General features: G+C 59.3%; 18 protein-coding genes and 1 pseudogene. 8 read left to right on the forward strand and 11 right to left on the reverse strand.

Annotated features, from left to right (window positions below; all coding sequences use genetic code 11):
- Positions 1 to 184: 184 nt before the first annotated feature.
- The 5 genes from Q0094_RS02295 to Q0094_RS02315 form a co-directional block, all read right to left on the reverse strand.
- A complete protein-coding gene (locus Q0094_RS02295) occupies positions 185 to 1,297 on the reverse strand; it encodes a dimethylsulfoniopropionate demethylase (protein WP_297614834.1) in 1,113 nt (370 codons plus the stop codon).
- Entirely contained in the window at positions 1,290 to 1,643 is a 354-nt protein-coding gene (locus Q0094_RS02300) for a hydroxyisourate hydrolase (protein ID WP_297614836.1), read from the reverse strand. The genes Q0094_RS02295 and Q0094_RS02300 overlap by 8 nt, the downstream gene beginning before the upstream one ends.
- On the reverse strand, positions 1,640 to 3,370 hold the full coding sequence (locus Q0094_RS02305; protein WP_297614867.1) for a thiamine pyrophosphate-binding protein: 1,731 nt from the start codon (positions 3,368 to 3,370) through the stop codon (positions 1,640 to 1,642). The genes Q0094_RS02300 and Q0094_RS02305 overlap by 4 nt, the downstream gene beginning before the upstream one ends.
- Positions 3,367 to 4,575, reverse strand: coding sequence for an alpha-hydroxy acid oxidase (locus Q0094_RS02310; protein WP_297614838.1), 1,209 nt, complete (start codon positions 4,573 to 4,575; stop codon positions 3,367 to 3,369). The genes Q0094_RS02305 and Q0094_RS02310 overlap by 4 nt, the downstream gene beginning before the upstream one ends.
- A gap of 134 nt (positions 4,576 to 4,709) precedes the next feature.
- Positions 4,710 to 5,738 (reverse strand): LysR family transcriptional regulator, encoded by a 1,029-nt coding sequence (locus Q0094_RS02315; protein WP_297614840.1) that lies wholly within the window; start codon positions 5,736 to 5,738, stop codon positions 4,710 to 4,712.
- A 110-nt stretch (positions 5,739 to 5,848) separates the two neighbouring features.
- Here Q0094_RS02315 and Q0094_RS02320 point away from each other — a divergent pair, with 110 nt between their 5' ends.
- A complete protein-coding gene (locus Q0094_RS02320) occupies positions 5,849 to 6,964 on the forward strand; it encodes an acyl-CoA dehydrogenase family protein (protein WP_297614869.1) in 1,116 nt (371 codons plus the stop codon).
- A gap of 34 nt (positions 6,965 to 6,998) precedes the next feature.
- Here Q0094_RS02320 and Q0094_RS02325 read toward each other — a convergent pair whose 3' ends face one another.
- The 3 genes from Q0094_RS02325 to Q0094_RS02335 are packed head-to-tail and all read right to left on the reverse strand — an operon-like array spanning position 6,999 to position 10,314.
- Entirely contained in the window at positions 6,999 to 7,850 is an 852-nt protein-coding gene (locus Q0094_RS02325) for a fumarylacetoacetate hydrolase family protein (RefSeq protein ID WP_297614842.1), read from the reverse strand.
- Positions 7,847 to 8,782, reverse strand: coding sequence for a 2-dehydropantoate 2-reductase (locus Q0094_RS02330; protein WP_297614844.1), 936 nt, complete (start codon positions 8,780 to 8,782; stop codon positions 7,847 to 7,849). Before Q0094_RS02330 ends, Q0094_RS02325 begins: the two co-directional genes overlap by 4 nt.
- Positions 8,779 to 10,314, reverse strand: a complete 1,536-nt coding sequence (locus tag Q0094_RS02335) for a trimethylamine methyltransferase family protein (protein ID WP_366940209.1) — start codon at positions 10,312 to 10,314, stop codon at positions 8,779 to 8,781. Before Q0094_RS02335 ends, Q0094_RS02330 begins: the two co-directional genes overlap by 4 nt.
- A gap of 61 nt (positions 10,315 to 10,375) precedes the next feature.
- On the opposite strand from Q0094_RS02335, the gene Q0094_RS02340 reads away from it, so the two are divergent.
- Positions 10,376 to 11,305 carry a LysR substrate-binding domain-containing protein gene (locus tag Q0094_RS02340; protein ID WP_297614848.1) on the forward strand — a complete coding sequence of 310 codons (930 nt, stop codon included), beginning with the start codon at positions 10,376 to 10,378 and terminating at the stop codon, positions 11,303 to 11,305.
- On the opposite strand, the gene Q0094_RS02345 is transcribed toward Q0094_RS02340, so the two are convergent.
- A complete protein-coding gene (locus tag Q0094_RS02345; protein WP_297614850.1) occupies positions 11,294 to 11,965 on the reverse strand; it encodes a Type 1 glutamine amidotransferase-like domain-containing protein in 672 nt (223 codons plus the stop codon). The two genes, Q0094_RS02340 and Q0094_RS02345, sit on opposite strands and share 12 nt — an antisense overlap.
- A 218-nt stretch (positions 11,966 to 12,183) precedes the next feature.
- Here Q0094_RS02345 and Q0094_RS02350 point away from each other — a divergent pair, with 218 nt between their 5' ends.
- From Q0094_RS02350 to Q0094_RS02375, 6 genes are all read left to right on the forward strand, one after another.
- On the forward strand, positions 12,184 to 13,704 hold the full coding sequence (locus Q0094_RS02350; RefSeq protein WP_297614852.1) for an ABC transporter substrate-binding protein: 1,521 nt from the start codon (positions 12,184 to 12,186) through the stop codon (positions 13,702 to 13,704).
- A gap of 69 nt (positions 13,705 to 13,773) precedes the next feature.
- A complete protein-coding gene (locus Q0094_RS02355; RefSeq protein ID WP_297614854.1) occupies positions 13,774 to 14,724 on the forward strand; it encodes an ABC transporter permease in 951 nt (316 codons plus the stop codon).
- A 4-nt stretch (positions 14,725 to 14,728) separates the two neighbouring features.
- The gene (locus Q0094_RS02360) at positions 14,729 to 15,616 is read left to right on the forward strand and encodes an ABC transporter permease (RefSeq protein WP_366940210.1); all 888 of its coding nucleotides are present in this window, start codon (positions 14,729 to 14,731) and stop codon (positions 15,614 to 15,616) included.
- Positions 15,613 to 17,646, forward strand: coding sequence for an ABC transporter ATP-binding protein (locus tag Q0094_RS02365; protein ID WP_297614858.1), 2,034 nt, complete (start codon positions 15,613 to 15,615; stop codon positions 17,644 to 17,646). Before Q0094_RS02360 ends, Q0094_RS02365 begins: the two co-directional genes overlap by 4 nt.
- A gap of 44 nt (positions 17,647 to 17,690) precedes the next feature.
- On the forward strand, positions 17,691 to 18,773 hold the full coding sequence (locus Q0094_RS02370; protein ID WP_297614860.1) for an Ldh family oxidoreductase: 1,083 nt from the start codon (positions 17,691 to 17,693) through the stop codon (positions 18,771 to 18,773).
- A gap of 59 nt (positions 18,774 to 18,832) precedes the next feature.
- On the forward strand, positions 18,833 to 19,435 hold the full coding sequence (locus Q0094_RS02375) for an HD domain-containing protein (protein WP_297614863.1): 603 nt from the start codon (positions 18,833 to 18,835) through the stop codon (positions 19,433 to 19,435).
- Between the two features lie 279 nt (positions 19,436 to 19,714).
- Here Q0094_RS02375 and Q0094_RS02380 read toward each other — a convergent pair whose 3' ends face one another.
- A complete protein-coding gene (locus tag Q0094_RS02380) occupies positions 19,715 to 19,873 on the reverse strand; it encodes a hypothetical protein (protein ID WP_297614865.1) in 159 nt (52 codons plus the stop codon).
- An 83-nt stretch (positions 19,874 to 19,956) separates the two neighbouring features.
- Positions 19,957 to 20,361: pseudogene (locus Q0094_RS02385) on the reverse strand (IS3 family transposase); the annotation flags it as partial.

Here is a 20,361-nt window from a genome sequence, read left to right on the forward strand (position 1 = left end):
AGCGGTTTGGCTCATCTGGGCGTCGTTCTCACCCGCCGATGAACGCCGCATTGGCTGTTGATTGCCACTGAGATTTGACCCGGCAACCGCCAAAACTGTCACTGAGAATTGACCCATGTGCAACCTTACCCCGGCTTGAACCAGCTGGGGGCATATGGAGTGATCGACATGACACCCCTTAAGTTCATGAGAAGGGTAAGCCTGAGACCTCACCGCTGCGTATCGCGCCGTCTGTGCTGTGCACAGTGACCTGTTGGCCGGCGTCCCAGAATGCGCGGTTGATCAGTGAGAGCCCGACATTGCGTTTGAGGCGCGGCGACCAGATGGCGCTAGTGACTTGTCCGACCTGTTTGTCGCCGACATGCACTGGCCAAGGCGCAGCGCATGTGGGGCAGGGGCCGCCGTCGAATAACACACCCCGGATCTGGCGGCTCAGCCCTGCCGCGGCCGCGTGTTGCAGGGCCGCACGGCCCAAGTAGTCGATGCTACCATCGAGGCTACAGAACTTTTGTAGGCCAATTTCGAAAGGTGTGGTCTCGCGTGTCATCTCATTTCCGTAAGAAAACAGCCCACCCTCGATTCTTTCGATCAGATTTGGACAGCCTGGGGCGATGTCATGGGCGAGCCCTGCCTGCCAGATCATGTCCCAAAGCCCGGCGCCGAGGTGGCCCCCCTGGAGGTAGATTTCAAAGCCGCCCTGACGCGAATAGCCCGAGCGCGCGATCAGCTGGCGTGTGCCCAAAACGTCGATCCAGCCGAATTTGAAAAACCCGATGTCGCGAATATGCGCCCCAAATAATTCCGCAAGCAGCTGCTCGGCTTTCGGCCCCTGAACGGCTAGCGGCGACACGTCAGGTTCATCGATACTGACCTCAAATCCGCGCCCAAGGGCCAAGCCCTTGGCAAAGAGTAAAAGATCGGAATCGGCGATAGAAAGCCAGAAGCGGTCTTCGGCCAGCTTCAGCAGAACCGGGTCATTGATCAATCCGCCGGTGTCGTCTGTTATTGGCAGGTAGAGGCAATCACCGACCTTTGCGCGCGAGATGTCACGTGGCGTCATCCATTGCACCAAGCGCGCCGCATCGCGGCCCTGTATCTGCACCTGCCGTTGGCACGCGACATCCCAGATCTGCACATGCTCGCGAAGGTGCCAATAATCCTCTTCGACGGATCGGCGATAGGCCTTTGGCAACAACATATGGTTGACGATGGAAAACCCCGTCACGCCTGCCTTCTCGGCCGAGGAAGTATAAGGTGTGCGTCGTAGGCGGCGCGAGAAGTTCAATCCTTCAGCCATGTTCAGTTGAGCTCCAAAGCGCATAGCCATGCGGTGATAGTATTAAGGGCATGTGGTAGCGGCCCGTGCTGTCGGGCATCGCAAAGCGCAGGACGATTTCGTCTATGATGCGCACGCCGTGAGTTTGGCCCACGCGGGTTTGCCAATAGGGGCCAGTGTGAAACACCAATTCAAAGCGCGCCGCCGGGTCAGGATCGGCGATTTCCTGCAAAAGGCGTCCAGCGTCATCGGATGCGGTCTGAAACATAGTCGCGCCGCTGGCCAGATTGATCAGCCGCACGGCTATCCCGCCAGCATGGCTGCCATCGACACTGTTGAGCAGATGCGAAGAGACGATTGCGGTCATTCGATCGAGGCCTTTTCGCGCTTGTCCGAGGTCGCCGCGACGATGGGGCTGATGACCCCTCGGCATTTGACGTTCAGGCAGGCCGTCTTGCCACTGGCGATGGCTCGTTCCAGCGCGCCGGGCAAGTCTTCACGCCGTGTCACCAATTCACCGTACCCGCCGAGACCTTCGAACATCGCATGGAAGGGGATGTCGCGGAAGTCGGTCGCAAAATGTCGCCCATTCGCGAAAAGGCGCTCTTGTTGTTGGCTGATACAATCAAGCCCGCCATTATTGTCCACAACAACGACAATCGGGATATCTTCTTGGAAACATGCCTCGATCGACAGGCCACCTGACAAAAAGGCACCGTCGCCTGTGACCAGCACACAGGTCCGGTCGCGGTGCAACGCCTTGGCGGTCAAGGCAAACGAGACGCCGACCCCAAGCAGGCTATAGTTGCCTGGATGCAGCACGCCGCCAAGTATCCGCCCGCGCGCCGCTGCAATGTTGGTCGCGATCTCGTTCCAGAAATGGGTGTTGCCGCCGTCAAAGACTAGCCAGTCGCCATCCTTCATCCCGGCCTGTACGTCGAGCGCCAGTTGGAGCGGGTGCATGAGGCGCCCCTCGGCTGCGTCGATGGCCGTTTCGGCTGCGATATGGTCCGACCAATGGCGCACCCATTGCGCGCGCCGGGTTTTTTGTAAGTCCAGCCATTCGTCCCAACGGGACTCAAGCGTTGAAAGCGCCGTGAGAAAAGCACCGGGATCGGATAACAGCTGCACATCGGCGCCGAAATTATAGTCCAGTTCTTCGTGGCTGCCGTTCACACAGACGAGTTTTGTTTGCGCGCCGATGAAGGGCGGGTTTCCGAAGTTCATCTGGTTGTCCAAACGGCAACCGACCATGATTACCAGGTCTGCCTCTTGGATTGCCGGTTTGGAGGGGTGGTACTGGTGGAAATCCGCCAGCCCCATGAAGGCCTCGCAGTCCTCGCCCAGCATCTTGGTGTGATAGGGCACGTTGAAAATGGGGATGCGCAGATGGTTGCCCGCATGGGCAAGCGCGTCCTCGCCACCCGACCACCAGACTCCGTGGCCGCCGATCAGCACCGGGCGTTCCGCGCCGCGCAGCAAGGTCAGCACCTCCTCCAGCCGTGTGGGGTCAGGCCATGCGCGCGGGACTGGTCGGTCGCTCCGGTCAAAGGGGCGTTCCGCGCGCCCAGCATCTTCGGGAAAAGACGAGAACATGATATCTACCGGCAAAGACAGGTGTACGGGACCGGGGTAGCCAGTGGTGGCCGCACGCCAAGCGCGGTCGACGAATTCGCTGATCCGCGTGCCGTCGGTGATCTGCACAGAGTACTTTGTCAGGGGCGCGGCGATGGCAACATCATCGATTTCCTTGAAGCCGCCGGCACCTTGCCGCTTAAGCGTCGACGATCCCGTCACGAAAATAACCGGCGCGCGCTCGCCCCAAGCTTCAAGCATGGCGGGTATGGCGTTGGCAAAACCTTCGGGCCCGACAAGGCAGACCGCAGGTTTGCGCGTAACCCGTGTATGCCCATCCGCCAAATGCCCCGCGACCTGTTCGTGCGGGCAATTGATGACGGGCATCTGGCATTCCATGAAGCCCTCAAGCGCGGGATTGCAAAAGCCCCCTGCAAGCGTGAAGACATGCTCCACACCCTTTTCCTTGAGCGCGCGTGCCAGTAATGCGCCACCGCGCAGGAATGGTGTCTGTGTCATTTTCTTGCGGGCTCCTGCAGGGGGCGAAGGGCCGTCGCCAGTGTGCGCGGACCTAACAATGTGTCGCCGGATGAGACTTGCGGTACGGCGGAAAACAGGGTGCGCGTATCGATATCCTCGATCCGGGCGATGCCGATCTGCGCCATGGTAAGGTCGATGTCCTGTGCAAAACATTGCAGCAGGGATTGCAGACCAGGGCCGCCGGCTGCGCCAAGCGCATAAAGCACCGGGCGACCGATCATCACGAAATCCGCACCAAGCGCTATTGCCTTGACGACATCATCGCCATTGCGCACGCCGCTGTCGAACAACAAGGGGTAGCTTGGCCCCACGGCGCGCCGGATGATCGGCAGAAGGTCGATTGCAGCAGGTGCGCTGTCCAGCTGGCGACCGCCATGATTGGAGACATAGATCGCATCCACTCCAAGGCTGCGCACCCTGAGCGCATCCTCGGGCGATGTGATGCCCTTGACGATCAACTTCCCGGGCCAACGGTCCCGCAGAGCCTGCAAAAAGTGCCAATCAGCCCCGGCGCGGCTCGCCGTGCGGTCGAAGCTCTTGCCCGAGGACGCGAAATTCTGCGGCGCTGGCACGCCATGCAAGAGTGTCGAGAGTGCCCATCTTGGGTGTTGCGCAAAATCCAAAAGTGATTGTGGGGTAGGGCGAAAGGGCAAACCGAAGCCATTGCGCTGATCTCTGATCCTGCGTGAGACCTCGGGCACATCCACGGTCAGGATAAGTGTCTCGTAGCCTGCAGCATGCGCGCGGTCCACGGTTTGGAACGAAACCTCGGACGATTGCCCAAAATAGAGCTGGAACCATGCAAGCCCATCGCTCCAGCGCAGCATGTCGACAAGGCCGCTTGAGCCAGCGGAAGAGAGGCAAACCGGCATCTGCCAATCGACCGCAGCCTGCGCGATCTGTCTGTCTGCGCGCGGATGGGCGAGGTTGCACATGCCCATCGGGGCAATCCCCAGCGGTAGGGCATAGTCGCGACCCAAGAACCGCGTTGTGAGTGTGCGTGACCCAATGTCAGCCATGGCCCGTGGCTGCAGTAAGATGTCGTCGAACCGCGATTGGTTGCGGCGGCTGGCCACTTCGCGGCCCGCGGCGCCCTCGATGAAGTCAAAGATCATGCGCGGCAGCCGTTTTTGTGCCGCGATGCGGGCATCTTCGCTCGAAAATATGCTTGGCCGTCGCGTCATCAGGCTATGATCCGTCGGGAGGATTTTGCGTGATTTCCAGCCTAGCGGCAGGTCGCCTGAACGGACCAATCGAAATTGCTCCGGGTTCTATTCGCCAATTCTATGACAAATGTTCCAGGGGCCTGTCGGTGCTGTTAGGGCTGACGACTGAGCGCCTCAACATAGGCGACGCGGGCTGATAATTGCGCAGCCAAGAGATCCGAAAAGGCCAGCGCTTGGCGCGATAGCTGTTCGCGGCCTGCGGCGACAATCGACACGAAATAGGTCAAGTTTTGCGAAAGCGGGCGAAAGACCACCCCTCCCATTCGGGTGGCCTGTTCGGCGGAGAATGGATCGGCAATGGCCAATGCACCTGTCTCGCGCACCAGCGCCCCTGCCAGCGGCATATTCGCGGCAGAAAGCCGAGAGCGCGCTTGCAGCTTGCGCGATAGCGCGGGGTCCATCGACATCATCGTATCAGGATAGGTGCCACCAAATGTCACGAAGGTCTCGTTTGCGACCAACTCTTCAAGGTCGATCAAACCACCTTGATCGGCCAAAGGGTGATCTTCTGGCAAGAGGCAGACATAAGGCGCGGAAGTCCGAAACAGCGTCTCGACACCTTCATGGGTGGCCTCGCGTCCCACAATGCCAAGATCGACCTGATGCATCTGCACCGCTTCCAGAATGGCCGGCGTGTTGCGGGAATTGATCTTGAACCGGATATCGGGGTTCTCGCGGTAGACGCGCCCGATGGCGGCGGGCAGTTCGATGGCGGCCAGCGACTGGATCGTCGAGATCGAGATCGTGCCGCCTTGGGTCGTGCGGATAGAGCGCGCCAAGTCCTCCAGCCGTGCGACGCCAACGAACATTCCTTCGACGCCTTTGTAGAATTGCTGGCCCTCAACGGTCGGTGTCAGCCCGCGCCCGACCCGTGCGAAGAGCGCAAAACCCGTTGCGCGTTCAAGTTCCGCGATCAACCGGCTGACGCTGGGCTGAGAGATATGCATCATATTCGCGGCTTCGGTTACTGACCCGGCCCGAATGGTTGCACGAAAAGCCTCAAGCTGCCGCAGGTTCATGGCTTTTTCTTTCGAAATGCTGATGTATGCGTGTTTATCATTTGGAAAAGCTTTGTATAGGACAAAGCATTTCATCCGTTCTGTGTATGGGTTGATCTGCAAATGCGATTAGCCGCAAGGCTGGTAAGTTTTTAGGATTCACGCCAAGCGAAAGGGTGCGCATGACAATCTTCGAATTGCCAAAATCAGGTTGGATCGACGAAGAATTGTCGATGTTGGAGAACGCCTGTCGCCAGTTCTATGCGCGCGAATGCGCCCCCTATTACGACGCGTGGGAGGCGCAGGGCGCATTCAGCCGTGATCTTTGGCTGAAAGCGGGTGCCATGGGGTTGCTCGGCGCAGAGGTGCCCGAGGCCTATGGCGGGCTGGGCGGTACGTTTGCTCATGATGCTGTGATCGCCTACCAGGGAAATCTCGCAGGTATCGATGGGTGGGGCGGTGGGCTGCACAATTCAATCGTGATCCCCTATCTGATCCACTACGGCTCCGAGGAGCAAAAACACAGTATCCTGCCGCGCATGATTTCTGGTGAACTCATCGGCGCCATTGCGATGACCGAACCGGGGGCTGGTTCCGATTTGCAGGCGATCACGACGACGGCGGTCAAGGACGGCAATCACTACAAGATCTCTGGCTCAAAAACCTTTATCACCAATGGCGGCTTGGCGAATTTGATCATTGTTGCCGCCAAGACCGATCCAAAAGCAGGCGGTCGTGGCATCTCGCTGTTCTTGGTGGAAACCGATGGGTTGGCGGGATTCCGCAGGGGGCGTAATCTTGATAAGCTGGGGATGAAATCAAACGACACATCCGAGCTTTTCTTCGAGGAGATGCGGGTGCCTGCATCTGCCTTGCTCGGACCCGAAGAGGGGCAAGGCTTTGCGCAAATGATGCAACAATTGCCCCAAGAGCGCTTGTTGATTGGGGTCTATGCCGTGGCACGCATCGAACGTGCCCTGCGTGTCACGCTGGATTACGTCAAGCAACGCGCGGCTTTTGGCAAGAAAATAGCCGAGTTTCAGAACACCCAATTCGTGCTGGCGGAATGCGCAACCGAGGCAACCATCGCCAAGACCTTTCTTGATGCCTGTATCGCCGCGCATCTGAAGGGTGATCTGACCACGGAAAAAGCCTCCATGGCAAAGTACTGGCTGACCGATTTGCAGGCAAAGATCATCGATCGCTGCCTCCAGCTTTTCGGGGGATATGGCGTGATGGCGGAATATCCGCTGGAGCGCATGTATCGCGACAACCGGATCGAACGCATCTATGCCGGGACCAACGAGATCATGAAACTTGTGATCGCCCGTGGCCTGCTAAAGGACTGAAGTCGAAGCCTTGCCGCCCTCTTTTGCTGGGGAATCAATCAAAGCCGCCGACGTCGTTGACCAGCGTCCCAACACCGCTGACCGACACCTCGAGCCGATCACCCGCGCGCAGGAACCGCCTTGGGGTGCGGCTGCCTCCGGTGCCGTCAGGTGAGCCGGTCGCGATGACGTCGCCGGGTTCAAGCGTTGTGATCTGCGAGGCATAGGCGATTTGTTCAGCGATCGTATAGATCATCTCAGCGGCCAGCGCGTTCTGGACCAAATCGCCGTTCAGCCGGGTCGAAAGTTCCAACGCCTGCGGGTCTGCGATCTCGTCTGCGGTGGTGATCCATGGCCCCCATGATCCGGAACGCTCAAAGTTCTTGCCGGCATGGATGCTGTGCTTTTGCCAAGCGCGCACTGACCCATCGTTGAAGGCGCTGTAGCCCGCGACAAGGTGCATGGCGTGTTCTATTGGCACATTGCGCCCTTTATGGCCGATCACAATCGCGATCTCGCCCTCGTAGTCAAAGCTGTCAGCCGGTGCGCCGAAAGGGATCTGGATGGCCACGCCATGACCTACGAGGGCCTGCCGCTCCTTGCCAAAGAGAATGATGTTTTCGGGGTCGGGCGGCGCAACGCCATCTACGGGATAGGGTTTGCGGTAGTTCAGCCCAACACATAAAATCCGCGACGGGTTGGGGATAGGCGGGCGCATGATGACCGCGGTGAGCGGCACGCTGGTTGCATCTGGATCGGCGGCAAGCGCGCCAAGCGCATCTTGCAATAGCACGGCGCGCAGGTCGGGGCAGCGTGCGCGCATCGCCGCGCTTGCTGAGCGGATTGTAACGCCGTCAGTGGTGCCATAGCCCGGTCGCCCATCGTACAGGAAACTTACCAGCTTCATGCCGAGGTTCGTTCAAATGCTGCTTCGCGCTGACGCAAAATCGCCACCAAGGTGTCATTAAAAGGCGTGGCGATGCCGAGGGCGCGCCCAAGTTCGGGCACTTGCCCGTTGATCGCGTCGAGTTCCGACAGGCGTCTGGCCCGATGGTCGAGCAACATCGATGGGCGTGCCGCAGGCATGCGTGCGCCGAAAGCGGTCACATAGGCCACCGGATCATCGAAGGTCAGATTGATATTTTTCGCGCGTGCGATGGCATAGGCCTCGCGCATGGCGCCCAAGGCAATGGCCCAGCGTTCGGGATGTGCCTGTAACTCACCAACCGTCATGTCGAAGACGGTGCAAGGGGCGCTAAAAGTAACGTTGCAAAGGAATTTTTCCCAGATCAGCTGTTGGATATCGTCAAAGGCTTGGGCCTTGAAGCCCGCCGCGCGCCACAAGGTGGCCAGCGCTTCGGCGCGCGCGCTCGGCCCGCCCGCGATCTCTCCGATCCGAACGAGGTTCATCGCATTATGATGTGCATGCCCCGGCCCCTTGAGCGAGGCACCAAAGCCATCCGCCACCCCTAAAAGGACGTTGTCCATCGGCATATGGGCCGCGATGCGGTCAGCCGCTCCCAAACCGTTCTGGATCGTCAGAACAAGGGTTTCGCTTGTCATATGTGGTGCGATGGCCCGTGCTGCAGGCGCGACACCGGCCGCCTTTGTCGCAATGACGATAAGTTCGGCACGCCCGAATTCGGCGACCTCGGTCGTCGCATGGATGCCCAAGATGCGTCGGTCGCCGCTTGCCCCGTCCAGTTGCAGCCCATCGGCGGAAATCGCTGCGACATGGGCGTCCCAAGGATCAACGGCCCAGACCTCGTGACCGGCTTCCTTGAAAAGGCCGGCATAGACGGACCCCATCGCGCCGGTTCCATAGATCGCGATCTTCATGGCTTGGTCATCCGCGCGACCGGAAGGCGGATATCGAATGTCTCTCGCAAGGTGGCATCCACAGCCGGTGCAAGCGTTTGGGGGAAATGCCCGGCCAATATCTCGGTTGCCAGTTCCTTTGCCTGCACCCTGATGTCACGCGCGCCGGACGCCTGCCAATCCGCGATCGAGCGGCGGTCGGCCAGGCCGGGATATAGAAAGTCGGATTTCATCCGGTCAAAGGTCTGGGGATGACCCAGGAAATGGCCGTCGCTGCGGATCGTTTTTGCGATCATCGTCGCGCATAATGTGTCGAGGCTGATCTCGACTGGGGCAAGACTGCGCCGGATCGCGCCCAACATATCGTTATCGATGACATAGGCTTCCATCGACGCGCCCATCAAGCCCGCCTGCATCCCTGCGGTCTGGGTGATCAAGTTGGCCCCCGCATGTGCCGCCATGGTGATTGACAAGGCCTTTTCATAACCGGCCTGCGCATCGGGGATCTTGCTGTCGGTCGCTCCGGCGATTGTCGAATTCGGCAAGCCGAGGAACCGTGCCAACTGTGTTGCCGCGGCAGTGAGAAGGGCCTGTTCGCCGCTCCCTCCGGCCATCCCGCCTGAGCGCAGATCGGTGACCATCGGGCGTGCGCCATAGACCGCATGAACGTCTGGATTGGCCAGCCATGCCACGATCATCCCGGCCAGCGTTTCGGCATTGCTCTGCGCCAAGCATCCAGCCACCGTGACCGGGCTCGACGCACCCATCTGTCCGAAGGTATTTACCATACATGGCAAACCCGCGCGGGCGGCGGCGACGAGCACCTCGGCCGCATCTGGTGAAAAGCGCATTGGCGGCGCCACATGGTTGATGTTCAACGACAAGAAGGGACGGGCCGCGAATGCTTCCCGTCCTCCTGCCACGATGTGGCACATTTTTGCGATATCGGCGACATGTTCAGGAAATGCAGCGCTGACAAAGACATGTTTGGTCGTGCCTGCCAGCGCAGCATAGCAGGTGTTGATGTCCAGCAAGCTGTCGGTATCCATGTCACGCGCCACCACCGAACGCGCAAAAAACTGTACATGCGGCAAGGCATCCACCAGCCGCGCTGCATCATAGAGATCACCCAGTGTCGTCTCACGGTAAGTATCGCTGTCGATGTTCAAGATCATCGGTGCCGCACCGCCAGAGCCGACATGCACCGCGCCGTCCCCCAAGGCCATGTCGTGCTCGGGTAAGCGCCCGCACAAAGCGACGTCACGACGTAGGCCCGCCAAGGCGCGGGCCACAAGATCGGGTGGAAAGGTCAGGCGCTGCTCTTCGGTCATGCGGCCGCCAGCCGCACAGACCAACTCTGCCACAATAGGCGGGGCATCGCTCATTCCGAACTCTGCTAACAAGGTCACTGAGACTTCGTGGATGCGCGCCATCTCAGTGTCGTCTAGGATTGCCAGACGCCCGCCCTTGGTTGCAAGGTCTGGCACCTGCGGACCGGCAGCATCCTCTGCGGGCCGGTCGCGTCTTTTGCGTCGAACGCTCATTTGCCTCATCCCTCACCCGAGCCGACACTGCCACGTGCGAAAAGGTGGACAAGTGACTTGATGGGCGAATATGGATAAAGCAAAATTAATCCATGCGCAGCGAGCTCCGCGAATGCACCCACGAAACCTGCCCCTTGCAGCGCTGCGCACCTTCGAAAGCGCTGCGCGACACCTCAGTTTCAAGCAAGCCGCCGAAGAACTTTGCGTCAGCGCAACGACCGTCAGCAACCAGATCCGACGCCTTGAGCAGGAATTGGGCTGCAAGCTATTTATTCGCAGAACACGCGCCGTGGTGCTGACAGATGCTGGTCGGTCTCTGTCTCGCGTCTTGTCACGGTCGCTCGAGGATATCCGGCTCGAGGTTGAGACCCATATGCGCGCCCGGCGCAAATCTGTGTCGCTCGCGGTCGGTCCGATCTTTGGCTCGCGGTGGATGATCCCGCGGCTGGACCGTTTCGGCGAGGATCTTCCCGGCATCGATATCGAATTGCGCAACTCACCGCGCATCACCGACGCCAGCATGATGACCGCCGATATCGCCATTGACTGGGGCATAGGGCAATGGGTCGGGCTCGAGAACACGCCTTTGTTCGAAATTGTTTATTCGCCCGTGCTCAGCCCCGCCCTTGCCGAGCGGCTTGGGATGCCCGCCCGCCCGGAGGAAGTTGCGCGCTTTCCCGTCATCCACCAGCAAGACCGCCATGAATGGCAGGAATGGTTGAAAGTTGCGGGCTGCGCAGGGATGCAACTGATCGACAAGGCAACAATCGTCGACACAAATGTCGTTGTTCAGGCCGCCATCGCGGGGCAGGGGATGGCCCTTGGCATTTTCCCGTTTTGCCAGTCCGAAGTCGATTCTGGACGGCTGATCAAGCCGTTCGACATTGACCTGACGCCCACCCGGTCTTTCCATCTGTTGACCCGGCCCGGCGCACGCCAGCGACGTGAGATCGACGAGGTCTGCAAGTGGATGATCAAAGAGGCTGCCTTAAACGCCTGAAACGGACCGTGGTTCGGACCGGGCAAAGCGATGCACCCTTGGTGTGCCCTCTTGCGGATACCAGCTCGACGCAGCCCCGTTTTGAATGATCAGTGCGGCCCCATCGTCCACGGCCCAAGCCTCGAAGAAGGCACCGCTGTCGACAAGGTCTTGCATCTTGATCAGGCGTTCAGGTTCGATCAAGCTGTGAGGTGTCATGCTTCCTGACACCAGCCCAAGCCCTGGTGCTACTGCAAGACCCGCATCGGGGCTGCGCCACAGAAAGCTATCGAACCAGCACATTGCCCCTGCGCTGACACCGGCCAGCGGCACACCGCGGCGGTAAGCGTCTGCCAGAACTGCCCCGATCCCGGTCGCAATCAGACGCGCGACCAGCCGCACAGGATCGCCACCTCCCAGATAGACAAGGTCAAGCCCTTCGGCCCAATGCCACGCCGTCCTTTCATCCGCCATCGGATGCAGCCGTGTGACAGCGCTTGCCATGGGCCTGATCGCGGCTTCAAACAGGCGAAATTGCGCCAGATCGTCGTCGCTTGCGATGCCAATAAAGCCAATGCGCGGTTGCTTACAGGCACACGAGAGGCACAAGCGATCCAATTCGGGATGTGTGCCATGGGTCGCACCGCCGCCACCGATCGCGATCAGGGTCGTTTCAGGCATTGGCGGTCCCCTTTTCGAAGCTGCGGAGGTGTTAACATAGGCTCTGCGAATAGGATCGAGAAATAACTCTATTTGTCGAAAACTCGAATCGACCTGAGGATACGATTGGAAATCCCGATCTGATCCATAGATCAAAATTTCTTTATGTATCGGTCTATAAAATGTCGCTTGTCCAGTCGGACATTGCGATTGAGCCTACATCCTGCGGTCGAGCGTCGATGAAAGAACGCAAGCCGCCACCCAGGGAGGAAATCCGAATGAGAAAGACCTTGAGCTTTACTGCCTTGGCGCTTGCCTTAGCGGGAACGACGGCACTCGCCGAGCCGACGGGTACATTCCGCCAGGCGCATGAGTATGGTTTTGGGGCGCAATCCAGCCTCGACCCCATCTCAAAGGGGCGCGTGTTCCAGATCACTGAAAAGATCATGAGCCGCTTGGTGCGACCTGACATGGATGGCCGCCCAGCGCCTGATCTGGCAACCGCGTGGTCGGCCAATTCAGATGCGACCGAATGGACGTTGGCGTTGCGCGAGGGTGTGATGTTCCACGACGGCTCCAGCTTCGGGGCAGAGGATGTGGTTTATTCGCTGCAACGCGTTTTGGACCCTGCAAACGATAGCCCGGCCCGTGCGGCAATCGCTATGATTGATCGTGTAGAAGCGGTTGACGCAAACACTATCAAGCTGACGCTCAGCGCCTCTTTTGCAGACCTTCCCTTGTTGCTGATGGATTATCGTCTGCGCATGATCCCCGAAGGATCGGGTGACACAATCGCCACGACGGGGATTGGCACCGGACCGTTCCGATTGGTGAATTTCGACGCCGAGGGTACGACGCGGCTTGTGGCGAACATGGACTATTTCGAGGGTCCGCCCGGCGTTGCCGAGATGGAAATCATCGGCATTCCCGATGCGCAAGCCCGCTTGCAAGCTTTGCTTGGTGGTCAGATCGACATGGAGCGCGGCATCAGCGCGCAGCAAAGCGTAATGCTGTCGAGTTCGGACCGTTTCAACATCCAGATGATCCCGACAGGCAACTGGCGCGGCTTGGTTTTCCGCACAGATGTTGCGCCATTCGACGATGTCCGCGTCCGCCAAGCGCTGAGATTGGCTGCCGACAGGCAGGCGATGGTTGATCTGGTCATGGGGGGTGGTGCTGTCGTGGCCTGCGACACGCCCGTTGGTCCGCGTGATCAATACCGTGCTGAAATTGATTGTCCCCAAGACATTGAACGTGCCCGTGCGCTTTTGGCAGAAGCGGGCTTTCCCGATGGCATCGATATTGATCTGCATGTCGCCACACTTGAGCCGACATGGCCAGTGATGGCAGAGGTGTATCAGCAACAAGCCGCCGCTGCCGGTATCCGTGTAAATATCGTTCAAGTGCCGACCGATGGGTTCTGGAGTGATGTCTGGATGCAAAAAGATGCCGTGACAACGCGCTGGAACGAACGTCCGGCGGATCAGGCGTTGAACGAGGTCTATGTGAGTACCGCGCGTTGGAATGAGAGCTATTATCGTGATGCTGACTTCGATGCTCTTCTGGCGAATGCGCGCCAAGAGCTTGATTTCGACGCGCGTCGCGCACTCTATATCCAGGCGCAAGAGCATCTGTGGCAGACCGCTGGCACGCTGATCCCCTATCATGTGACGCGTTTGGTCGGCACCTCGGCGCGGGTGGGCAATCTTGACGCTGTCGAAAACATGTCGGTTCGCTGGCATCTTGTGACAGTCGACTGAAACCTCTTGGCCGGGGCATGATCCGTGCCCCGGCTTTCCTTGCGCGATTGGAAGATATCGATGCTATCGATGCTCATGCGACGGTCTGCCTTGGGCTTAATCACAGTCTGGCTTGTATCGATCATCATTTTCATCGGCGTAGAAATTCTGCCCGGCGATGCATGCACCGCCTTTCTTGAAAGAGAGGCCCAAGGTCTCTTGCTTGAGAATTGCCGCCGCGATCTTGGTTTGGATCGTCCCGCTTGGATGCGCTATGGTGAATGGGCGGCGAATGCATTGAGTGGCAATCTCGGCGTGTCGCCCGATGGGCAACGGCAAATCTCTGAACTTGTTGGCTATCGTTTGCGCAATACGCTTTTGCTTGCCTCGGGTGCGATCCTTTGTGGGATCCCCTTGGCACTGTTTCTGGGTATCGTTGCAGCGCTGTGGCGTGATCGTCCTTTCGACATCATTGTCTCCACGACAGCGATCGCGGCGATGACCATCCCTGAATTCGTATCAGCCACCTTGCTGATCTTGATCTTCTCGGTCTGGCTTGGCTGGGTTCCGGGGATTGTGTTGACATCGTCGAACGCGCCTCTTGCTGAATTCTTTCCCGAGGTGCTCTTGCCCATCGCTGTGCTGACGCTGGTGATGACTGCGCATATCTTGCGCACGGTACGCTCCTCCGTGATCGAAACTTTGGCCTCGGATTACGCCCAGATGGCCCTTTTAAAGGGGGTGCCATATTGGCAAATGGTCTTTCGTCATGTGCTGCCCAATGCGCTTTTGCCAACGATCAATGTCGTCGCCCTGACCATTGCATGGCTTTTGGGCGGTGTGGTCGTGATCGAGACGGTCTTCAACTATCCCGGCCTCGGGCGGATGATGATCGACAGTATTTCGGACCGTGATTTGCCGGTGACCCAAGCCATCGCGCTGATCATTGCCTCGGTCTATGTCGGTGTTAATCTTTTGGCCGATCTGTTGACCATGGTCGCCAACCCGCGGCTGCGTACCGCACATTTGCGCGGGAAATGACACCATGGCAGTAACAAGCACTTATCGACGCGCGGGGCCGGTGCAGCGCTTTTGGAGCGTGATCAAGGATATTTGTTCCCGCCCATCCGGCGCGATTGGGCTTGCGTTGGTTTTCTCGCATGTTGCCCTTGCGCTGATCGGGCCCTTCATCGTGCCATATGACTACACGACGATGAACGCAGCGCAGATGCTATCACAACCCTCTGCCGCGCATTGGCTTGGCACGGATCATCTTGGGCGAGATACCTTGACGCGCACGTTATTGGGTGGGCGCGAGGCGATCTTGGTCACGGGCATCGCAACGCCACTTGCCGTGTTGTGGGGTGGGCTTGTCGGCGTTTTCTTCGGACTGGTGGGGGGGCGCGTCGACGATGTGCTCATGCGCATTGTCGATGCATTTCTCTCGCTGCCTTGGATTCTCAAAATGCTTGTTTTGATCGTGACCTTTGGCACCGGGATTGAGGTGTTGATACCCACGCTTGCGTTCTTTTATGGCATCCCTGTGATCCGGATCGCACGCGCCGCGACCCATGATGTCGTCGCGCGCGATTTCGTCCAAGCAGCCCGGGCGCGCGGACATGGGCGCTTTACGATTATCTGGCAAGAATTGCTGCCCAATGTGCGCGACGCATTGCTCGTCGAGGGGGCCATGCGCTGGTCTTGGATGCTTTTGGCCTTTTCGTCGCTGTCATTTCTGGGTTTTGGGGTATCGCCACCTACGCCTGATTGGGGGCTGATGATTGCCGATGCGCGCGGCTTCATGTCATTTTCGCCTTGGGGCGTAATCGCGCCGATGATCGGGCTGTCTTCGCTAATCATCGGGATCAATTTGAGTGCCGATGCCCTTGCCAAGGCGTTGGGTATCGACCGCGCACAGAAGGCTCCGGTATGACCACACCGCCGAAGTCAAACGGACCGATCATCGCGGTCGATGGGCTGAGCGTCGGCTTCCGAAGCCGTGCGGGCGCATGGCTGCCCGTGCTGCGCGATATCACGCTATCAGTGGGTGCCGGCGAAAGCATTGGGTTGGTCGGCGAAAGTGGCTCGGGCAAAAGTACGCTTGCGCTCGCCATGATGGGTTACTTGAAGACGGGCCTGCATGTCCTTGGGGGGCGGGTCGACTTTTCGGGCATTGATATGTTCGCGCAAGATCGCCAGTCGCTCGAGAAAGTGCGCGGTGGGCGTTTAGCGCTGATCCCGCAGAATTCGGGCCAATCCCTGGCGCCCAATCTGCGGGTTGGGGCCCAGATTGGCGAGGCGCTGCGACTGCATAGCGCGCTGCCCGAGGCGAGGCATGCCGCGCGCGTTCTGGATTTGCTGACACAGGTAAGGTTGCCAGACCCCGCCAGCATTGCGCGCCGCTACCCGCACGAGCTATCGGGCGGACAGCAGCAGCGGGTCGCCATCGCGATGGCGCTGGCGGGCGAGCCGGAAGCATTGTTGCTCGATGAGCCGACAACCGGTCTGGATGTGACGACGCAAGCACATATCCTCGAACTTCTGCGCGACCTTGCCCGCGAGACGGGCATGGCCATGGTCTATGTCAGCCACGATTTGGGCGCGATCGCGCGTGTTTGCGACCGCGTGGCAGTCATGTATGCCGGTGAAGTGGTGTTGGAAGGCACCGCCGCGCAGATATTGCGCGACCCCAGCCATCCCTATGCACGCGGGCTTTTAGCCTCGATCCCGAAACTTTCGGATGTCTGCTTGCCGCGCGCGCTTGACGGGCGACCACCGCCGCCGGGTGGGGCAGGGGATGGCTGTGCCTTCGTGGCGCGCTGTGCGATTGCAACTGAACGCTGTATGGTTGAACGACCTGACCTGTCCCGCATCGCTGATGGGGCAAAGACACGCTGCCATCTGCCACAACAGGTGCGCAGCATTCCGCTCAGTGGCGAGCGCAATGCACAACAGCGGCAACTTCCTGCGGAGCTATCGCTTTCCTTAGGGGATCTTGCAATTTCATACGCCCGCGCTGGGTTGTTTGAACGGCTTACTGGCCGCGATACTGCCAAAGTTGCCACTGTTGATGGTATCGATATCGAGCTTCGGCAGGGTGAGACCTTGGGGCTGGTGGGCGAAAGCGGTTCCGGGAAATCGACGATCTTGAAGTCCATCGCTGGGCTATTGCCGCCGCTGCATGGGCAGATCGCGCTTCGGGGGCAAGATGATTTGCCACCGCGTGTCGAGGATCGTAGCGCAAAGCACTTACGCGATGTGCAACTGATCTTTCAAAACCCCGACGAAAGCTTGAACCCTCGCCAAACCATCGCACAGATCCTAGCCCAGCCCCTCAAGCTCTATTTCGGTCTCAGTGGCCAAGCACTAATCGCGCGTACCACAGCGCTATTGGCACAGGTGCGGCTCGGGGCGCATTATCTTGAACGGCTTCCAAGTCAGCTGTCAGGCGGCGAAAAACAGCGTGTCGCCGTCGCCCGCGCCTTTGCCGCCCAGCCGGAGCTTGTGCTGTGCGACGAAATCACATCGGCCTTGGATGTCTCCGTGCAGGCGGCGGTTCTTGAACTGCTCGATGACCTCCGGCGGGATAACGGGACGAGTTACATCTTCGTCAGCCACGACCTTGCCGTGGTCAAAGCTTTGTCAGATCGGGTTGCCGTGCTTTATCAGGGCCGCCTATGCGAGATCGGCCCAACGGTCGATGTCTATGGTCCCACAGCCCACCCCTACACCGAGGTTTTACTCGGCGCGGTGTTGGAACCAGACCCGGATTTTGTGCCATCGCTTTCAGCCAGCGATGTCGTCGAGCAGAGCCCACCCGCGCGTGGTTGCCCGTTTCAGCGACGGTGCCCAAAGCGCCTCGGTGCAATTTGTGACCAGACCGCACCACCGCCCAAAACCTTCGCGGCAGGCCACACTATTTGGTGTCATCGCGACGATCTTGCAGCGCCGCAGTTATCATGAGCGCACCCGGATCCGTAACACCCAACATGCCAAGCGGAGGGCAAATGACCGCGGCTTTGCCCAATGCGTCTAAGCTTGAACTGCGTGGTGGCCGGGTCGCGATCCCAAGCGCAACTGCTAAGCTGCGTATCATGGAGATCCTTGCACCGCTTGGGGTGCCGGATGCGATTGCCCAAGAGGTGGCGACGCATCTTGTTGACGCCTCTTTGTCGGGTGTCGAGAGTCACGGGATTGTCCGTGTTCTCCAATACGCAGCGCAATATCGCGCAGGCCATATTATCGCCGACGCAACGCCGGACTTCCGGATCACCGCAACAGGCGCGCCGGAGGTCGATGGCCATGGTGCGATCGGCATTCCCGCCATGCGCCTTGCCTTTGACGAAGGCTGCCGCCTTGCGACGCAAAATGGGATCGCGGCGGTGGCGATCCGCAATGCGGGGCACACTGGGCGTCATGGATATTTCGCTGATCTCGCTGCACAGAAGGGCTGTTTGACCATCCTGACCGGCGGCGGAAAACGTGAGCAATGGCGGCAGGTTGCGCCGCATGGCGGTATCAAGGCGATGCTGCCGACCAATCCTTGGTGCGTGGGCATTCCCGGTGGCGAGCAAGGCCCCAATATCCTCGATTTTGCCACATCCAAGATCGCAGGCGGCTGGATACATGCTGCCCGTTCTGCAGGTGCGCTTTTGCCTGAGGGTTGCGTGATCGACCGGTTCGGGAACCCGACGCGCGATCCGGAGGATTATTTCAACGGCGGTGCAATCTTGCCAGCAGGCGGGCACAAGGGCTTTGCGTTGGCATTGATGGCCGAGCTCATCGGTGAGGCGATGCTGGGGCCGGTAACGGTCGAGTGCAACTGGCTATTGATCTGCATCGATACGGCGCGGTTTCGGCCAGATGGACCGATGCAAACCGCTGCTGAAGCGATCTTGGCAGAGCTGCGCACCTGCCCACCTGCGCCGGGCTTTGCCGCGGTCGAGATCCCCGGTGAACGCGAACGCAACCATCATCAAGCTGCGCAGGATTTGATCCATGTGCCCGAGGAAACCTGGGACCAGATCGTTGCACTGGCGGCGCAGTCGGCCACACCGCTTGCCGACGAAGCTTCAGGCAAGACATCATAAATCTTGTGCGCCGCCGCGATGGATGATTGACTTGGTCACGATCATTTGGGGCTGCATCGATGGCTGAGACTGTTTCGTTCACTGCCATGAAAGATGGCACGCGCGAGGAATACGCGCTTCTTGCGCAGCTTGAAAAACCCTTTCTCGCTCTCACTGCCGATCGTGTCTTGGACGAATTGCGCCGCGCGGATGAGGTGACGCTGGAGGGCTACAAGATCTCGCGCCTGACCCACGGGCTGCAATCGGCGACGCGTGCGATGCGCGATGGGGCCGATATCGACTGGGTCGTGGGCGCGCTTTTGCATGACATCGGCGATGGTTTGGCCCCGCAGAACCATGACCGCTTGTCGGCCGAGGTGATCCGCCCCTTTGTGCGCTGGGATGTGGCGTGGGTTGTCGAGCATCATGGCATTTTCCAGATGCTCTATTATGCCCATCACTACGGGTGGGACCGTGACGCGCGCGAGCGGTTTCGCGACCATCCTTGTTTCGACAGCTGCGCGGAATTTTGCGAACGATGGGATCAATCCAGCTTTGATCCCGATTACCCGACAGAGCCGCTTTCGCGCTTTGAGCCCATGCTGCGCGAGGTCTTTGGGCGCAAGGCTTATGACCCGGAAGTCTTGCGCGAAGGTTTCGTGTCGTCGCTTACAAGGGTGTAGCGAGCGGCGGTCAATCTTGCATAAGGGCGCGCCTTTCGCATGATGTTGCGTGATCACCCGAACCATAAGTCCATGGTTCGCACTTGCCCTAAGACAATGAAAAGTTGGCAGCACTCGTGCCTTGGCCCATTATAGGTGGAGCTTGTCGCGGCTGACGAGCCCTGAGTGGTTTTTTCGCGCAGGCCAAGCGAGGGAGTATGGGCATGCGCAGAAAGATCGCGCTTGGCGTCGTGAAGGGCAAAGTCTTGCCCCGCATGATCGCCAAGCGCAAAAGCTGACCTATTCGTCTTTCTTGATCGTCTTGTCGAAATAGGGAACCGGCGCGATCGTCGCGCGGATTTCGCTCAGTTCATGCGCTTCGACAGTGCGGCGCTGGGTATTTGGTTCACCCCATAGCACCGTTACCTCTTTGCCCAATTCGCAATGCTCCAGATCCATCAAGGCAGTGGACAAGATTGCACCGGCGTTAGACGAGTAGGACATCCAGTTTGATACACCGGCAGGCTTGCCGCCGACCAACACCTGATCCGCCCTCGCTTCAGCAACTGGAAGAAGCTTTCGGCGACTGCGTTGTCGTGACAGTTGCCGCGTCGGCTCATGCTGGGCTCCAGATTGTGCTGGCGTAGAAACGTTTGCCACTCCCGGCTGGTGAATTGGGAACCCTGGTCTGAATGGACCATGACCTTGCCTGCGGGTTTGCGCCCCCATACGGCCATCAACAGGGCCTGAAAAGCCAGATCCGTTGCCATGCATGACTGAGCGGACCAACCAACTATCCGGCGCGAGAACAGGTCGATATCGACACAGAGATACAGCCAGCCTTCATGGGTCTTGATGTAGGTGATATCGGTCACCAAGAGCTGATCCGGCGAGGACGCCTCGAACCTCTGCTCCAGCCTGTTCTCAACCACGATCACGGGTTTGCT

The sequence above is a fragment of the uncultured Roseicyclus sp. genome (assembly GCF_937892565.1).
Taxonomy (GTDB): domain Bacteria; phylum Pseudomonadota; class Alphaproteobacteria; order Rhodobacterales; family Rhodobacteraceae; genus Roseicyclus.